19 protein-coding genes are annotated in these 18,042 nt (G+C 37.4%); 9 read left to right on the top strand and 10 right to left on the bottom strand.

Annotated elements, in window-relative coordinates:
* Positions 1 to 80 precede the first annotated feature (80 nt).
* Positions 81 to 2,636 (top strand): DNA gyrase subunit A, encoded by a 2,556-nt coding sequence (gyrA, locus tag C5L21_RS00625; protein WP_085699478.1) that lies wholly within the window; start codon positions 81 to 83, stop codon positions 2,634 to 2,636.
* 161 nt (positions 2,637 to 2,797) lie between these two features.
* Here gyrA and C5L21_RS00630 read toward each other — a convergent pair whose 3' ends face one another.
* From C5L21_RS00630 to C5L21_RS00650, 5 genes are all read right to left on the bottom strand, one after another.
* Positions 2,798 to 3,049 (bottom strand): PspC domain-containing protein, encoded by a 252-nt coding sequence (locus C5L21_RS00630; protein ID WP_004905131.1) that lies wholly within the window; start codon positions 3,047 to 3,049, stop codon positions 2,798 to 2,800.
* Positions 3,050 to 3,061: 12 nt separating this feature from the next.
* Positions 3,062 to 3,250 carry a hypothetical protein gene (locus C5L21_RS00635; RefSeq protein WP_004902247.1) on the bottom strand — a complete coding sequence of 63 codons (189 nt, stop codon included), beginning with the start codon at positions 3,248 to 3,250 and terminating at the stop codon, positions 3,062 to 3,064.
* Between the two features lie 40 nt (positions 3,251 to 3,290).
* A complete protein-coding gene (locus C5L21_RS00640; protein WP_133285976.1) occupies positions 3,291 to 4,607 on the bottom strand; it encodes a DUF4097 family beta strand repeat-containing protein in 1,317 nt (438 codons plus the stop codon).
* On the bottom strand, positions 4,604 to 4,954 hold the full coding sequence (locus C5L21_RS00645; RefSeq protein WP_004902253.1) for a PadR family transcriptional regulator: 351 nt from the start codon (positions 4,952 to 4,954) through the stop codon (positions 4,604 to 4,606). Before C5L21_RS00645 ends, C5L21_RS00640 begins: the two co-directional genes overlap by 4 nt.
* 107 nt (positions 4,955 to 5,061) lie before the next feature.
* The gene (locus tag C5L21_RS00650) at positions 5,062 to 5,271 is read right to left on the bottom strand and encodes a helix-turn-helix domain-containing protein (protein ID WP_085699474.1); all 210 of its coding nucleotides are present in this window, start codon (positions 5,269 to 5,271) and stop codon (positions 5,062 to 5,064) included.
* 189 nt (positions 5,272 to 5,460) lie between these two features.
* Between C5L21_RS00650 and C5L21_RS00655 the strand changes: the two genes are divergently transcribed.
* From C5L21_RS00655 to C5L21_RS00690, 8 genes are all read left to right on the top strand, one after another.
* Entirely contained in the window at positions 5,461 to 5,724 is a 264-nt protein-coding gene (locus C5L21_RS00655; RefSeq protein ID WP_085699473.1) for a hypothetical protein, read from the top strand.
* A gap of 33 nt (positions 5,725 to 5,757) precedes the next feature.
* Positions 5,758 to 5,952, top strand: coding sequence for a hypothetical protein (locus C5L21_RS00660; RefSeq protein WP_085699471.1), 195 nt, complete (start codon positions 5,758 to 5,760; stop codon positions 5,950 to 5,952).
* Positions 5,953 to 5,956: 4 nt separating this feature from the next.
* A complete protein-coding gene (locus C5L21_RS00665) occupies positions 5,957 to 6,436 on the top strand; it encodes a stage II sporulation protein M (protein ID WP_133285977.1) in 480 nt (159 codons plus the stop codon).
* Positions 6,437 to 7,116: 680 nt separating this feature from the next.
* Complete coding sequence (locus C5L21_RS00670) at positions 7,117 to 7,611, top strand: hypothetical protein (RefSeq protein ID WP_004902267.1); 495 nt, start codon at positions 7,117 to 7,119, stop codon at positions 7,609 to 7,611.
* A 23-nt stretch (positions 7,612 to 7,634) separates the two neighbouring features.
* Positions 7,635 to 8,660 (top strand): efflux RND transporter periplasmic adaptor subunit, encoded by a 1,026-nt coding sequence (locus tag C5L21_RS00675; RefSeq protein ID WP_085699467.1) that lies wholly within the window; start codon positions 7,635 to 7,637, stop codon positions 8,658 to 8,660.
* The gene (locus C5L21_RS00680) at positions 8,653 to 9,342 is read left to right on the top strand and encodes an ABC transporter ATP-binding protein (RefSeq protein ID WP_004902272.1); all 690 of its coding nucleotides are present in this window, start codon (positions 8,653 to 8,655) and stop codon (positions 9,340 to 9,342) included. The genes C5L21_RS00675 and C5L21_RS00680 overlap by 8 nt, the downstream gene beginning before the upstream one ends.
* The gene (locus C5L21_RS00685) at positions 9,329 to 10,510 is read left to right on the top strand and encodes an ABC transporter permease (protein ID WP_085699465.1); all 1,182 of its coding nucleotides are present in this window, start codon (positions 9,329 to 9,331) and stop codon (positions 10,508 to 10,510) included. The genes C5L21_RS00680 and C5L21_RS00685 overlap by 14 nt, the downstream gene beginning before the upstream one ends.
* A gap of 158 nt (positions 10,511 to 10,668) precedes the next feature.
* Entirely contained in the window at positions 10,669 to 12,918 is a 2,250-nt protein-coding gene (locus C5L21_RS00690; RefSeq protein ID WP_085699464.1) for an ATP-binding cassette domain-containing protein, read from the top strand.
* Positions 12,919 to 12,964: 46 nt separating this feature from the next.
* Here the strand turns inward: C5L21_RS00690 and C5L21_RS00695 are convergent, their stop codons facing one another.
* From C5L21_RS00695 to C5L21_RS00720, 5 genes are all read right to left on the bottom strand, one after another.
* On the bottom strand, positions 12,965 to 13,702 hold the full coding sequence (locus C5L21_RS00695; protein WP_004902283.1) for a helix-turn-helix domain-containing protein: 738 nt from the start codon (positions 13,700 to 13,702) through the stop codon (positions 12,965 to 12,967).
* A 141-nt stretch (positions 13,703 to 13,843) separates the two neighbouring features.
* The gene (locus tag C5L21_RS00700; protein ID WP_133285978.1) at positions 13,844 to 15,202 is read right to left on the bottom strand and encodes an MFS transporter; all 1,359 of its coding nucleotides are present in this window, start codon (positions 15,200 to 15,202) and stop codon (positions 13,844 to 13,846) included.
* A 3-nt stretch (positions 15,203 to 15,205) separates the two neighbouring features.
* Positions 15,206 to 15,634: a MarR family winged helix-turn-helix transcriptional regulator gene (locus tag C5L21_RS00705; RefSeq protein WP_004905120.1), complete on the bottom strand. Its 429-nt coding sequence runs from the start codon at positions 15,632 to 15,634 to the stop codon at positions 15,206 to 15,208.
* 591 nt (positions 15,635 to 16,225) lie between these two features.
* On the bottom strand, positions 16,226 to 16,990 hold the full coding sequence (locus C5L21_RS00715) for a DUF975 family protein (RefSeq protein WP_004905116.1): 765 nt from the start codon (positions 16,988 to 16,990) through the stop codon (positions 16,226 to 16,228).
* 73 nt (positions 16,991 to 17,063) lie between these two features.
* The gene (locus tag C5L21_RS00720; RefSeq protein ID WP_004905115.1) at positions 17,064 to 18,002 is read right to left on the bottom strand and encodes a multidrug resistance efflux transporter family protein; all 939 of its coding nucleotides are present in this window, start codon (positions 18,000 to 18,002) and stop codon (positions 17,064 to 17,066) included.
* Between the last annotated feature and the right edge of the window lie 40 nt (positions 18,003 to 18,042).

Genomic DNA, 18,042 nt, shown 5'->3' on the forward strand with positions numbered 1-18,042 from the left:
CTAAATCAAATACATCACAAAACTGCTTAGTTAATTAAGCAGTACATAAATTCAAGAATAACGTTATTAAGGAGTAAGAAATGTCTGAACAAAATGACACGCGCATTCGTAATGCGAATTTGTCAGAACAAATGAAAACATCATTTTTATCATACGCGATGTCAGTTATTGTTGCGCGTGCATTACCTGATGTTCGTGATGGCATGAAGCCCGTTCATCGTCGTATTTTGTATTCAATGATTGAACAAGGCAATACACCAGATAAACCACATAAAAAGTCTGCACGTATTGTAGGTGATGTGATGGGAAAGTACCATCCTCACGGTGATTCAGCAATTTATGAATCAATGGTACGTATGGCACAACCCTTTTCATATCGTCATATGCTTGTGGATGGACACGGTAACTTTGGATCTGTCGATGGTGATAGCGCAGCGGCAATGCGTTATACTGAAGCGCGCTTATCAAAAGTCGCGATGGAGATGGTACGTGATCTTAACAAAGATACAGTTAATTTTGTGCCAAACTATGATGGCGAAGAACGTGAGCCAGAGGTTTTGCCATCACGTTTCCCTAATTTATTAGTTAATGGGGCGACTGGTATTGCGGTGGGAATGGCGACTAATATTCCTACACATAATTTGGGTGAGGTTATCTCAGCGCTGCATGTTTTGATGAACAATCCTGATGCTACCACAACAGATCTTATGGATGTTTTGCCGGGACCGGATTTTCCAACTGGTGGCATTGTTATGGGTAAATCAGGTATTCGTCGTGCTTATGAGACTGGGCGTGGGCGCGTTACAGTTCGCGCTAAAGTCGATATTGAGCAAACAAAAACTGGTAAAGAACAGATTATTGTGACAGAGTTGCCATATGCTGTTAATAAAGCACGATTGATTGAACGTATTTCAGAACTCGCAAGAGACAAGCGTATTGAAGGTATTACTGGTATCCGCGATGAATCAGATCGTGATGGTTTACGTATTTCAATTGATGTGCGACGTGACACGTCAGCCAGTGTGATATTAAATAATCTTTATAAAGAAACCTTATTACAAACAAACTTTAGCTTTAATATGCTGGCTATCAATGGTGGCAAGCCACAGACAATGAGCCTTAAAGATATTCTGGTAGCTTACTTAACGCATCAACGGGAAGTCATTCGTCGTCGTACAGCATTTGATTTACAAAAAGCTCAGGCTCGTGCGCATATACTAGAAGGGTTACGTATTGCCCTAGATCATATTGATGCCATTATCAATATTATTCGGTCTTCAGCAACTTCTGAAGAGGCCAAGACACGTTTGATTGATGGTTACGCGTTATCAGATAAACAGGCGCAAGCAATTTTAGATATGCGATTAGTGCGTTTAACTGGTTTGGAACGAGATAAAATCGAGGACGAATACCAAAAATTGGTTGCATTAATTGCTGATTTGAAAGATATTTTGGCACATCAAGAACGTGTTGATCAAATTATTTATGATGAATTACTAGAAATCCAAACAAAATTTGGGGATGCACGTCGCACTGAGCTTCAGGTTGGGGATGTGACAAATCTTGAAGATGAAGACTTGATTGAAGAAGAAGATGTGATTGTGACATTAACACGCAACGGTTATATTAAGCGCGTCCCACAAGCAGAATTTAAAGCACAAAATCGTGGTGGTCGTGGTGTTCAAGGCATGAATGTCAATGATGAGGATTTTGTCGACCAAATGTTAGCAACTTCAACTCACGATACCTTGCTCTTCTTTACTAATAAAGGGAAGGTTTATCGGATGAAAGGGTATGAAGTACCCGAATATGGCCGACAAGCTAAGGGCATCCCAGTTGTTAATTTATTAAACTTTGAAGACGATGAAAAAATTCAAGCTGTCATTAGTGTTCGTGGTGAAGCGAGTGAAAGTAAGGACTACTTATTCTTCGTCACACGATTGGGCGTTGTTAAACGTACTGCCGTCAGTGAATTTGCTAACATCAGAACAAATGGTCTAAAAGCATTAACCTTACATGACGGGGATGAAGTGCTTTCAGTTCAAATTACGAATGGGACACAAAGCATTCTAATCGCCACGCAAGCGGGTTATTCAGTCAGATTTGCTGAGGATTCTGTGCGTGTTATGGGCCGATCAGCAGCTGGTGTCCGTGGTATACGCTTACGTGATAATGATGTTGTTATTGGAGCAGATGTGGTGACATCGTCAGACAATGTGTTGGTCATTACAGAAAAAGGTTTTGGAAAGCAAACGCCAGCCAGTGAATATCCTATCAAGGGTCGTGGTGGAAAAGGCATCAAAACTGCTAATATTACTGATAAAAATGGTGTATTAGCTGGCATGACAATTATTCATGGCCATGAAGATATTATGGTAACAACGACACAAGGGGTCATGATTCGGTTTGCAGCAGATTCTGTGAGTCAAACAGGTCGTGCCACGTTAGGTGTTCGTTTAATTCGTCTGGAAGAAGGCACTAAAGTGGCAACCTTAACGAAGGTAGATCAGGAAGATTTACCTGATGAAATCGCTACCGATGTGACCGATGACACAGTATTAAATAATGAACAACTTTCACAAGTATCAGAACTTCTGTCGCGCGCAGCAAGAGATGATGAGGATAGTGAAGCATAATTAGCAATGAAAAAGCAGATGACAAAAGTCATCTGCTTTTTGTTATGAAATACCCTTTTTACGAGTAATCAACTTTGATAAAAATTGAAACATTTTATTCACCACCTTTGCTATAAGATACTTAATAGTACGAGCAAAAATAATGAAATACTTATTATTAGTTAAAAATCATCAGGTGTGATATCTTTTCGGCGACCATCACCATAGTAAGAAGTTGACTGCCTTGGATCATCAGGGATAATAATCCAAGCTAAGATATAAAATATGATACCAGGGAAAGCTGCTAGCGTAATCAACACATAAATGAGTCGCGTGATTGTCACATTCCAACCAAAGTATTCGGCAACACCGCCCAATACACCGCCGAGAATACGATTTTTGTGCGAACGGGTCAAATTTTTCTTCTTTGTCATAGTCAATCTCCTTTATTTAATTAAGTGCTGAACGGTTACGGCAATATAGTAGCCAACCGAAGCCCAGCTGAGAAGAGCGTGCCATAATGTGGCAAACCAATCATGTGATGTTGCAAATTCAAGGCCTGCAGCTAATAAAAAGCCGACACCATAAGCTTGTAAGCCATGCGAATCATGGATATGATGGTAATATTCTTTCATATTATTGTTGTCTCCATTGCAATTAAGATTTTAAGACAGTCTAATACACTTTAATTGTACCAGAGTCGACATTTGCGTCAATTGTGAATTTTGGATTATCACCGTAGAACCCACACTTATAACTATTTGTGTTTTTATCGAAGTGCGTTGTCTCGGTGTGATCCATGACGATACTGCCCATATTAGCAGATAAATTAAAATAGCAATCTTGACTTTCAGGCATTGTTACTCTAATTGAGCCAGTCTTGGCCTGTAATTTAAGGTCATCAGTCAATTTATCGATGCGTAAACGCAAAGAACCCGTATGCGTAGCAAACTGACCACCACCGGTAAAATGAGAAATTTGAACAGTACCAGATGTGACTGTGATGTGGCTGTCTTCAACGGTCATATTGTCTAATTTAAGATTACCAGACTTATTAAAAATATCGGCATGCTTAAAGTTTAGTTCCTGTACTTTAACTTCCCCAGCGTGAATTTGCCAGTTAGCAGTTTCAGCTTGAATATGATTGCCCCTAAAGTTACCAGCATGTAAGTATAGGTTAAATTGCTGTAGGCTGAGATCCTGTGCCATGATACGACCAGAGTGGTTAATCATTGTTATCTTACCGTGATTAAAGTCTTTGGGTAAACCAATATTAACTTGTGTTCGGACATGGAACAATAATGGATTATCGCCTTGCGTAACTGAAATCTGCTCATTAGTTTCTTGAATATCTGCAAAGTAGCGGTTATTATCACGGCTAAAAAATTCATCAAGTGTTATTAAATCTGCTTTGTCATTACTATAAAAATGGACGTCAGCGTTTTTATAATCAAAAACGAAAGGTTTATCACTAGTGGGAATCTGCGCATTATGATGAGCTACTGACCAACTAGGCGTATGCGTGGTATCAGAAGGTTCATCTTCGTCAAAACGATAATATTTACGACCAACACGTGCACCAGAACGATCAACATGGAGCCAATCACCTAATTGTACTTTATCGTGCTTACCATCAATAACAATATCATCGCCAAGACGAACGCCTTGACCATCGATATGGAGATTACCGAGATGGAGACCGTCGTTTGAAAATTCAAAAAATGACGATTTTTTCGTCTGACTTTTTGAGTCGTCATTTTCTTGTTTTTTAGTTTGACTAAGTTCACGCAAAATTGTGTCAATATCACCCAACTGTGCAAAAGCGTCATCAAGTGCTTCGTCATGTGATTTATCTTGCTTAGCAAAATCTTGATAAGCATCTAGTAGATCAGCCACCAACTCTTCCTTAAATTCTGTTAGTTGTTCGTTCGGTGTGTATTTCGAAAAAATAACGTCTAAGCGTGTTCGAATTGCCATTTCAATTGAAGTCATGATTCCTCTCCTTCTGCAATAGTACCGGTAATCAGTTGACTGATAACGTTTTTAGCAAATGCCCATTCTGCAATGGCATGAGTGAGATGAGCTTGTCCAGCTGGGGTGATTTTATAATATTTTCGTCTGGCGCCCTGTGTTTCATCGCCCCAATAACTTGTAATATCACCACTTTTTTCTAACCTTCTGAAAGCCGTGTACAGCGTTGCTTCATTCAAATCATATTGATTCTGACTTAATATGCGAACTGATTTACCAACTTGGTAACCATATGAGTCACTCTGATTAAGTATATTTAATATAATCGTGTCAATATGCCCACGAATGAGATCTTTTGAAATGGCCATTTTTTAATCCTCTGTTCGGCTTTGAGTACATCATATAACAAATTACTATGGTTGTCAAAGTAATTTGTTAGGCATAGTTTTAAAGTCAATGAATATAATGGGAATCGTTAGTCGGTTTCATGATGCAGATGTTCTAATAATGTTGTTAATTGCACATCAAAAGTATTAGCAATGGCTAGCAGTGTTGCCAATGGTGGTTCACTAACACCACGTTCCCAATTGGAAACAGTTTGTCTCGAAACAAAAATTTTTGCGCCGAACTGCTCTTGGGAAAGTTGAAAAGTTTTTCGTAAATCTCGAAGCATAAATTTTAACATGTGAGCTAATCTCCATTTTTTGTATATTATATCAGTAATACTTGGTGATGGGAAATATGACAAAAAAAAGTGGCGTAGTCAATTATTAGTACATGATAGAATAAAAAATGTTCTTGTAATAAGATGAGCAATCAATATGTAGCTTATTTATATTGTTAGAACATTAAATTTATCAAAAGGAGGAATAACATGACTTTACGGTCAAAAACATGGCAAAGATTATATGCAATTGGCATAACCTTTTTACTTGTCCAGGGAATAAGAAATTTGTGGTTGGGAGAATTGGTAGCAAAGTTTCACATTGATCGCGCAACAGCTGCGTGGGGAGTGCAGCTTGTAACTGGAGGAGTAGGTTGGGTATTTATTGCAGCGTTTCCTTATTTTTCGCCATGGCTATTAACGATAGAAGGACTTATTGCTACTATTGGTACTGCTGCAACAATTGGTTGGTAATAAGTAAATTTTAAATAATGGAGGAATTACAACATGTTAATGAATATGTTAGGAATGCTTGTTCAGAGATTCGGCATTTCAGAACCGGTTGCGTTTTCAATTGTTCATATTATGAGTACCGGAGGGGCTTACGCAGTAGCTATTGCTTATCCTGCTTTTGCACCATTTATAGCTACCGCGAAGGCTTATCTAGCTATTATGGGAATGGCCGCAGGCGTCGGATTTTAATTTGATGCGACTAAAAAAAGATTTACTGATGACATCTATGGTGGTGATATTTGGCAGTCTTATAGGTTACGAGTTTGCGCCTCATAGTATGCAACCAGATTTACACAAAAATGTTGATTTAAAAATTGAACAGATATGGAATCACAATATTGGTGTCATCCTATTAATTATTTTTGGTGGGATAATAACCTTTGGTTTATTATCTTGTATTATTTTGTTTATTAATGGGTTGTCATTTGGTATTGTTATGGCAAACTTACCTAGTCAGACGATTTTGTTTGTCTTGGTACCTTATGCTACCTTGGAGTTATCTGCTTTTTTAGTAGCCAGTTTAATGAGTTTTTATTTATCTAGAAAAATAAAACAGGCTCTTTATTATAGACAAATTGCATATTTGTATAAAAATTTAGGATACGAAAAATTATTTTTGGCAACTATGTTCATATTATTAGGTGTAGCAGCAATATTAGAGGTTTACTTATGACTAACAATTCCACTAAAGTAATATATCTTTCCCTATTATTATGTGTCACCTTATTAGGTCTAATATTAAGTATTCATGGTGCCACAGAATTGATTCATAATGTCAATAATCTTTCTCATACATCTGTGGTACTTGATGTGCCAATCACTTCGAAATTATCAGGGTGGATAATGTGGTTATCATTCGCAATGTTTATCCTATATATTTTTTTATTTAAAGAAAGGAAGCGCAATCTTTTTTGGATGTTGATATCTTTTATTGGTATAATCATCTTTTCAATAACATCGCTAATTTATGTGTTTAAAAATAAAGAAAAAGCTTGATCTGACAGTTAGACCCCTAGATAGCTATGATATTGTTATGGCTATTGGGATTATTAGCACATCGTGTCACTTTGGTATATATAATTTTATTTTCCTTTATTTATTATTTATGTTACCTGAAATTATAGAAACAGTAGCCTGTATAAACCATTATTTCTCAAATAGAGGGCCTCGTGGAAAATAAAGCGGTAGAACAATAACTAACTAACGCCGAGAAGCGTTAATATGTACTGGCTCTTTTCGATTTTTACCATAAATAATAGTTTTTGTCTACATAGAAAAATGGGCACAAAGTGATAGATGACTCACGTATAATGTAACTATTATTGCTCAAAGCGTAACAAGAGGAGAAAAATTATGAATAAAAAGAATCAAGCGATTATTGCAATTTTGGCAACATTGGTACTGGTCGGTATTAGTATGATAACTGCAGTTGGAACTAATGCTACAAATGAAATGAAGTTAAATAGCACGATGTTGTTGGCTTCCGTCAGCACTGTTGTTATTATCAGTGTGATTATTGGTGCCTTAATTAACAAGCTGTTTATCTGGTTGTCACAGTTAGGGCAAGAAGACCAGCACACGGTCTCATTTCTAACATCTTGGTATGCAGGGAGTATCAGTGCCTTACCAATGGCAATTGTCAATGTTTTTGCGATAACAGTGTTAACACTATACAAGTCTGGTAATACGAGCGTCAATATTATCAGTAGTATTATTTCAGCTATTATTTATACACTTATTTTGCGCAAAGAAAATGTCATTACAAAACGCACGCAGATTATCTATTTTGTGATTATTGTTGTTTTGACTGTTGCAATGAACGTCGTAACAAAGTTTGCTTTTAAATAAATTCCGGTAATTGGGGGAATAGTATGAAAAAATCGACAAAAACGGCATTAATTGTTGTAAGCAGTTTGGTTGGTATTGGGTTACTCACAACTGCTGGTGTGACAACTTATCAAAAAACAACGCATAAAACAGCGACAAAAGATAAAAAAGGGTATCAAAGTTATACGGTAACTACGACACCAGCGCTTTCAATGTCTGGGAAAGTAATAGCAAGTAAAACACAAGTGCTCAACGCACCAGCTGGAAAGCTACAACAACTTAATGTTAGTGATGGCCAGAATGTGCACCAAGGGGATATATTAATGACGGTTAATAATCCAGAAGCTCAAGAAGCAGTTGATGCGCAAAAAGAGATGATGCGTCAATCAAGTCGAGCTGGAACAAGCATAAAAGATGTTGCACAACAAGCAAATAATCGGGCTAATGAACGAGGTAAAGGGCCGTCTGATTCGCAATCGCAACAAATCATAAATGATGCCAATGTGGATGTGCAAGAAGCACAGAATAGGTTAGTAGCGTTACAAAGCAAAGTAACGACAGCTGTAACGGCGCCTTTTGATGGGATTGTTTCTGTGGATTACAATAAAAAAGATGGTTTGCCTGGATTAACGCTCAATGCTGTTGATAAAGTTTTGAAGGCCAATGTATCAGAATATGATTATCACAAGTTACACAGTGGTGATAAATTGTCAGTTAGCGGCATAGATGGCACGCCGACGCAAGAAACAACAATCACAAAAATTGAGCAAATCCCTACAGATCAAGGAAAGGGAACCACTTATTATCCTTTCTCGGCTACGGTAAATAACGATTTTTTGTATGGGCAGAGTGTTAAAGTTAAGATTCAACAATCAGATTTAAAGATACCAAAATCAGCTGTATATCAAGGAAACTTATATAAAATCAGTGATGGTAAAGCACAGCGTATCAGTGCTGATGTTGTACAAGCGGGCACCAATTATATTGTTAAATCGGGCATTGTAAAAGGTGAAAAAATTGTTCTTAATCCAGATAGTCATTTGAAAAATGGTGAGGCTGTGCATGATTAATTTGTCTGACGTTGCTAAAAGTTATCGACAAGGTGGCGATGACTACCAAGTATTACACGATATTAATGTAACAATCAGTGCTGGTGAATTTGTCGCCATTATGGGTCCTTCCGGTTCTGGCAAGTCAACTTTGATAAATATTATAGGTTTTTTAGATCAACATTTCGATGGTAGTTATGTGTTTGACGACGTGACAGTTAGTAAATTGAATCGTAAACAGCACGCAAAATTGAGAAACCAATCTGTGGGATTTATTTTTCAGAATTTTAAATTAATAACAAATCAGAGTGTTGGCGAGAATGTTGGGTTACCTTTATTGTATGCTGGTATGAAGCGTCGGGATATTTTTGCGCGCGTTAATGATGTACTAGCACAAGTTGGTTTGCCAAATAGTTATCATAAGTTGCCTAAAAATTTGTCTGGAGGACAGCAGCAGCGTGTTGCTATTGCACGATCTATTGTAACTCGGCCTAACTTTTTGGTAGCTGATGAACCAACAGGAGCACTTGATTCAGCCACTTCAGCTGAAATTATGGCACTGTTTAAAGCCTTAAATCAGGATGGAACAACTGTTATTATGGTTACCCATGATGAAGAGGTTGCCCTACAAACCAATCGTTTAATTCGTATTCTAGATGGTCGCATTAAAAGTGATGAGGAGGTATCACATGCAAATACGTGAACTTTTTGTCAGTGCATGTCGCTCCCTTCTATCCAACAAACGACGGAGTGTTCTGACAATGGTCGGGATTGTAATAGGCATTGCTGCAGTTATTACAATCTTAGCACTTGGCGATGGGGCACGATTGGCAATGATGAAAAATCTTCAGGCCGACACGAGTGGCAAACAATCTACTGAAATCCAGTTTGTATCAAAAAATGACAGCAAAGTATCAGGGTTTAGTGATGATGATTTAAATCGCATACGAGAAAATGATAAGGTAACTAAGGGTAATGTCCAGTCCGATGATCATGGTATTTTATCAGCTACGGGCAACATTAACGGTAAAAATATTGATTCAACGACATATTTAGCACAGTCTGCGAATCAAAAGTTTTTAACAACTGGGCGTGGCATATCAAAGCAAGATATATTGGTCGGGAACCCAGTAGCGTTGGTCAGTCAACGCATAGCCAAAAAAGGCTATGAAACAGTTAAAAATGCTTTGAATGCAGGTATTGATATTAATGGGACAACTTATACTATTATTGGTATTTTGAGTAACGATGCGGTCCAAGGGAGTTATCAAAACTATGATGTCGTTTTGCCACGTCAAGTTTTTGAAACCAATAACAATAATGGTGCTGCAAATACTTTGAAGCTAACGTTTACTACAGGCACAAATGTCTCTAAGGAAACTCAAAAAATAGTGGATCAACTTAATAGCAGTGGCTCACAACATAATACAGGGGATTATCAGTTTTACGATATGGCTGCAATGCTTAAAGGTATCAGTGCTGTTATTAAAGGGATTACTTACTTTATTGTTGCTGTCGCGAGCATTTCATTGTTCATTGCCGGTATTGGTGTGATGAACATGATGTATATTGCGGTTAGTGAGCGGACACAGGAAATTGGCATTCGTATGGCAGTGGGTGCTTCACAAAATCAAATTTTGTGGCAGTTTTTAATTGAGGCCGTGCTACTAACACTTAGTGGCGGTATGATTGGTTATCTAGGTGGTCTTGGGATTGCTATGGGAATTTCAGTATTCTTACCATTCAAAGCCAGTGTCTCATTAGCAACATTCATATTAGCTTTTGGCACGTCAACAGTTGTCGGTCTTGTTTTTGGAATATTACCAGCCAAAACAGCAAGTAATAAAAATTTGATTGATATTCTACGATGATATGACATGCTAGTTTAGTCTTGTGCATAGCATAAGCAATAAAAAGCGTGGCGCCAATTAGGTGCCACGCTTTTTACTACCGGCAATACAGCTTTGGTGATTAAAAGAGAGTTATGAGATAATAGCTAGGAAACAAATGATAATTGGAGGGGACGATTATGGCAAACCAATGGATTGAAATTGAACATGCGAATCAGAATAACTTAAAAGATATCTCTGTGACTATTCCAAAGCATAAAATGACAGTCTTTACGGGTGTATCAGGTTCTGGAAAATCGAGCTTGGTTTTTGATACGATTGTGGCACAATCACGTCGGGAGCTCAATGAAACGTTTTCCAGCTATGTTCAACATGTGTTACCTAAATACGGACGACCATCTGTATCTCGGATTAAAAATTTACCGATTGCCATACCAATTGAACAGCGTCAAATGAGAGGGAATGTGCGATCGACAGTAGGCACATACACGGAGCTTTATACCTATTTACGATTGCTGTTTTCACGAATTGGCGTGCCATTTGTAGGTTACTCTGATGCCTTTTCGTTTAATGATCCACAAGGGCAGTGCCCTATATGTAACGGTTTAGGATTACAAAAAAAAATCGACTTACATCAGCTTGTTGATTTTGATAAGTCGCTTAATGAAGGACCAATCAATTTTCCGACATTTGGCAGAGATGCTTGGCGTTGGAAGCGATATGCTTATAGCGGGTTATTTGATTTAGATAAAAAAATAAAAGACTACAGTAAGAAAGAATTAGACTTATTACTTTACTCACCACAAATTAAACTTAATCATGCGGCAAATGGTTGGCCTAAAACAGCACTTTATGAAGGTCTTGTACCACGATTTGAAAGAAGTATTATCAATACAGATGAGGGGAAAAGACATGCAGCCCAATTGGCAGTTTTTGTCCATTCTGAGCTATGTTCAGCCTGCCACGGCGCGCGTTTAAATCAGGCAGCACTATCTTCAAAAATAAATGGTCAAAACATATATGAGCTGTCAACTTTGCAGATTAATGAATTAAAAGATTTCATTCAGACGATTGATAATGAGTTAGTTGCTGATGTTAAACATAAAATTATAGATTATGCAGATGCACTAATGCAAATTGGATTAGATTACTTAAATCTGGCGCATCGAACCGAAACACTATCTGGTGGTGAAGCCCAACGACTAAAAATAGCTAAGCATATGACTAGCTCGTTAAATGATGTGCTTTATGTATTGGATGAGCCTAGTGCTGGTCTACACCCAAAAGATATTGAAAAAATTATGTTTTGTTTGGCACGACTAAAAAATCAGGGGAATACAATTTTGATTGTTGAACATAATCCTTTACTGATAAAAAAAGCAGATTATGTCATTGATATTGGACCTGGGGCTGGTGTTAATGGTGGCGAAGTCATATTTTCTGGAACAATTGATCAATTTTTGCTGTCATCTACACAAACTAATCGCTTAATCCAACGACCACTGCAATATGCGCAACAACAGTGCGAGATGTCACACTGGTTTTTGTTTGATGATCAAAGTGCTAATACAGTCAATCATGTTTCTTTCAAAATACCACAGCAAGCATTAACTGTTATTTGTGGTGTTGCTGGTTCTGGAAAATCATCACTAGCTAAGATTATAAATCAACAATTAACACAGTCGGGGCAAGCTGTCATTAGTATCTCACAAAAAGAAATCGGTAAAAGTAGTCGATCCACACTGATTACTTATCTGGATATATTTACCGAGATTCGTCATCTTTTTGCTCAGACATGTCATGTTAGTGCAGCATTGTTTAGTTTTAATTCGCAGGGAGCATGCCCGAATTGCAAAGGTAAAGGGGTGATTGTTCATAATATGTATTTTATGGATAATATGACAACAACTTGTGAACTGTGTTCAGGCACGCGATATCGACCTGAAGTCTTAGCATACAAATATAACGGAAAAACAATTGTTGATGTGCTAGCTATGACGGCTAGCCAGGCTCTGACTTTCTTTAAAAAGCAGCCAAAGATAAAACAAGGCTTGCAAGCCATTAATGATGTCGGACTCGGTTATTTAAAATTAGATCAGACATTTACGACATTGTCTGGTGGTGAGTTACAGCGGGCTAAGCTATCTAAGTACCTTAATCAAAAGGGCAGTGTTTATATCATGGATGAACCAAGTGCAGGATTACATTTGAAAGATATAGATTTATTACTGGCGCTTTTTTCATCACTTATCAAAAAAGGGAATACAATTGTAATTATCGAGCATAACTTAAATTTGATTAGTCAGGGTGATTGGTTGATTGAGACTGGGCCAGGTGGTGGCAAATACGGTGGTCACATTATATTTACAGGAACAGTATCAGATTTGAAACAATCTGATGACGAAATTACAAAGCCATATTTACCATAAAAAAGCGATACTATGCTGTATCGCTTTTTTATATCAAAAATACTGGTTAGGATAACCAAATGCTGATGCGACTATCAGTGAGCTGTCTAATCCGACTTTGAAATTCAGATAGGGGCTCAGGGATCTCTTGACTCATCCATACGGATATAAAGGCCATTAATGTCTCGATGAGATATTCTGTACGTAAGGCATCAGTTTGATTATCTCGATTATACTGGACTAGTAAATATTTATATTTCGAACGAATGAATTGTGTCCACACGCCCCTAATATAGGGACGTGTGTATAAAATATGCAGTGCATCTTTTTTTTGATACAGCATAGGCGCCATATCATCGATGAAGGTGTCGAGAACAGGCTTATTAGTCGCTAAGCTATCTGCTACTTGAGTTTTAATGCTCTGATCGATTTTGTTAATGAAGGCATAAATGATATCGTCAAAAGATGGAAAGTAGGCCTTAATACGATGAATAGAAATACCTGATACTTTTTGAATCGATTTTAAAGTAGGAATTTCATCTAAATTATGTGACATATTGGTTAAAAAAGCAGATAAAATTAAATCTTCTTCGTTATCATGAGCCTTATCATGCGCCATGATGAAAAAATCTAACGGCAAATTGAACGTTTCAATCATTGTGAGCATCATTTCAGCTGTTGGATGACGTTTTTGACGTTCCCAGTTAGAAACAGATTGATAGGAAATAAAAAGTTTGTCTGCAAATTCTTGTTGTGTGAGTCCTTGCGAGATTCTGAGCTGTTTAATTTTTATACCAATATGCATACTTGTCTCCGGTCAATTTGTTATAACAAAAATTATCATAAAACGGCTAACAATGCAATACTTTTAAAGGTTTAGCGTAACAGCCAATGATGCTATCCCCACATTACCATGTAACGTTTCACATGAAACATTGCATGGTAATCACTTAGTAGCCTCAGCTAAGTGTTTTTGTAACCAAAAAAGCAGAAATAGTAGTAATGCGATGACAAAAAGTAGCCATAAAAATTGGTTTAAGCCAACGGCAATGCCACCTTGGTTAGACCCCAATAATGCCGCCACTGTGGTACCCAGGGCACCCATAAACATTTGTGATGCTTGTAGAATAGCGTTGGCATCGTTTTGTTGAGCAATAGGCAATTGATCAACAGCTGCTGTCATACCGGTACTAAAAGCCATACTGCGACCAATAGTAAAAATAATATAACTAATTAAAATTAATATAAATCCCAGACGATGTGTTAAAAGTGCCATGCCGAACAAACTGATGGTAAAAATACCATTCCCTAAAAAAATTAATTTAGTTGCGCCAACTTTATCATATAATGACCCAAAATAAGGTGATAGAAAGGCACCAAATAATGTGCCTGGTAATAAAGCAAATCCGGCTAAGAAGCTAGTTGTGCCAGCACTAGCCTGCAAATAATTGGGAATTAATAAACTTAGGCCAAGATTGGCAAACATATAAAATGTGACAGGAATGAGTAACAGTGTGAATGTTTGCGATTTAAATAGTCTGATATTGAGAAATACTTTCTGACTATGTTGAGATTTATAAATAAAAGCAGTCACTGAAATAATGGCTAGGATTAAAAATAATATATTTAACCGCCCTGTTTCTAGTTGGTTGACGACTAATAATCCGGTGATTAAGGCAATAGCTAATAATGAAAACGCGATGAAATCAAATGAAAGATGCTTATTTTGTTTTGCTACATGAGCAATATTATGCCAGCCAAGTAATAAAGAGGCTATTGGAATTACTAATAACGTAAAGAAAATAGCCCGCCAGCCTAAAGTTTCAATCAAGGCGCCACCATAGGTAGGGCCAAAAGAAGGCGCCAAACTAATTACCATGGCACCAATACCCATCCATACACCAATTTTTGGTTTAGGAATAAGCGAGAGAACTAAATTAAACATGAGTGGCATAGCAAGTCCGGCTGCTATGCCCTCCAATACACGACCGAGAAGTAATATTGCCAAGCTGTTAGCAAAGCCGGCACATATTGTACCACCAATGAATAATAGATTGGCAGTTAGCCATATTCGCCTGGCGCCAAAGCGGTTGGTTAAGTAGGCACTTGTTGTCATAGTCACAGTAACAGCTAAAAGGTAAGCGGTTGTTACCCATTGTATGTTATTAAGAGATGTATGAAAAACTTGCGTTAGTTTTGGAAAAGTGACATTCATAGCTGTTTCTATCATAATGCCGCCGGCTGCCAGTAAGGCAACGGAAATGATAGCTAGAACATGCTGCTTAGGAACTACTGTTGTAGCCATAAATTATTTCTCCTTTTGCGTGACAGATTGACCGACCATTTTTAAAAATTGTAAAATAACAGTTTGTTCAGCATCTGTAAAAGGGGCTAACATACGACTATCGTGTTCAGCAATGTAACCTTTGATGATGTCACTGACCTCAAAACCGCGAGTCGTCAAATGAATTTCATTAATACGCTTATCTTTCGTACTCTTTTGACGTGTGATCAAGTTTTTGTTGGCCATGCGATCTAGCATAACAGTGACTGTGGAACCTTGAATATTAAATTCTTGCTCAATATCATGCTGAGTCGTCACGCGACTCGCGTTACTGAGATAATCAATTATAGTCATTTGAACGGCTGTCAGGCCGTGAGGTTGAGCAATTGCATCTAAATCTCGCATGAGTGATGTATGCGCGATTTTGAGTAATTTACCAATTGATTCTGTCATGAAGTATACCCCTTTATAATAATTAGTTAGCTAACTAATTATTATAAAGGGTTTACTCCCCCAGTGCAAGTCTGACAGTGTTGAAAGTAGTGTATTTTATCACATAGTTTAGATAAAGTCACTAATCTATTTAAACTTGGAAGAGTTGAAATTTCTAATCAAACAATTTGATAGAATAGTTTTTGGGGAGCTGAACGACAAGTGAAGCATTATCATCAAACTAGGGGTTTTCCTATACAACGCATCTACTGAGCCTACACGATAGGCTATTACTTGAGATGTAGGGTATAGGATTTTTTTAATTTATAGTATAAATGAGGGCGGTTGATGTTTGGAAATCGAGAAAAATTTATTGAGAAGAGTAAACAAGGCGTTGGAATTTTAACCGTCACAATTTTAATCGTGATTATTGTTTCTTGCCAAGGTATATTTTTAGGTTGTTTATTAATACCGCGAATAACATTATTATTGCAGATTAGCTTTACAGGATTAAATGTTTTGTTTGGTGTACTACTTGCTTATTTGAGCTGATTACGTTTCTAAAGGATTAGCATAAGCAATAAAAAAGAATGTGCTTGGCACATTCTTTTTTTATAAGACGGTATTTTGTTCGGTTGGTGGGAGTAATTCGCGAAGGGCAATGTAGAATTCAGCACGAATAGCTAGCGTGTATGGTAAAACAAAAATATTTGCCAAACCAAAAGTGATTAGTGTGACAAAGTACCAACCAATCAAGCTTAAATACATGATAAATAGTTGTCCTTTGAAACCATACATCATCTTTCTTGATTCAGAGATGTAAGTGTTGGCTGTCTTAATTTCTCGACCATGGCGTAAATCATCGCGATATAAATATATTGCTTGCGAATAAGATAGACTTTTAATAATACCAGGGACGATGAATAATAGTGACCAAAGTATGGTATAAATAGCACGTAGTAGCGCAATTTTAAAGTTCATACTTGTGAGTAATTGAAAGCCAGCTTTAATTGGGTGTTCTGGTGTGACATTGGTTTCATGCCAATCAATAAATCCGCTAACCGAACTTTCCGTAAAGAACGTTGCGACGGCACTCATTACAGCACTGATGACGAGCAGAAATGCAGCAATAACAAGAGAAACTAATAATATAGTGGGCCAGTTGTCTTGTAAAAAATGATTGATTTCATGTGGGACATTTGTATAATCACTGTTGTCTAACATGCGATCATCAGTAAAGTTAGTAGTGCGGTTATGGTTAGACATAACACTTAATACTGTTAAAATCATTGGTACAAGTGAGACTAAAAAGGCTGCTTTGAAATGCTTTGTCACACGAGCCCAAGCAATAGTTTTAATATTTCTATTATTTGGCATACATCAACCTCAAACTTTCTCTTTGTCACACAATTGTAACAATTATAAGAAGGAAAATCAACGTATAGCTGGTTTATTCTCGAATTGATAACATAATAATACCAAAAACCATAAGACATAGACCGGCTAACTGGGCTGGTGTCGGGAGCGCATGGCCGAGGAATAATAGACTGAGTAAAACAGAAAAAATAACTTCCATAGCTTGTGTCGCTTCAACAGCAGCTAGACTTTTCATATCGTGAACAGCTAATTGTGTTGCACCAAAAAAAAGAACAGTAGCAATCACGCCGGAACACAGTGCGACAATGAATGTGTTAAGCAACTGTGGTGCGGATGGCAAGCCAACCTGAGTATATGATAAAGTAGCGATAATAAGCCAAGTCGGGTACGAACAAATTAACATTGCTAATACTTTTTCAGAAGCAGTGACAGTCCCATCTGTCGTGGCCATGATTTGTCTATTGCCAAGTGGATAAGCAACTGCTGCTAGCATGATAGCAATAATCGCGAATAGTAACGGGGCAATGTGTTTTAAGTGAGTAATATAACTGGCGACAGTTAAGAACACTCCAACAAGAATGATAACCATCCATGGGATTGCTTTGGTTGGGATTTTTAATCGAACGTAGCCGCTTTGTTGTGTTTTGACACGCACCAATGGTGTAGTTAAAACGCCAAAGATGATAGTCAATTGCCAAGTAGCAGATATCAGCCATCCTGGCAGATAGTTAACAGCCCAACACAAAGGCACATAAAATAAAACAAAACAAACCTGAGACCAGATGAACCAGGATTTCATATCGCGTTTGATAATACCCAGAACATGTCTCACATTTGAGCCAAATAGTTTATTGACAATTAACATTAAGGGCAGCATCCATAAGTACCGTAAAGCAGCGGTGTAGCCCCAATAGCCGTGAGCATTGGCCATAACTTCATTAACAACAAAGGTAATTGAAAAAAAGAAGGCAGATATAATTCCTAGTGTAATGGCTTTAAAACGAATCGACATGGTAAGCTCCTAAAAAATAAAAATTTAGTAAAAGTAATAT

The sequence above is a fragment of the Leuconostoc citreum genome, from assembly GCF_004354555.1.
Lineage (GTDB): Bacteria > Bacillota > Bacilli > Lactobacillales > Lactobacillaceae > Leuconostoc > Leuconostoc citreum.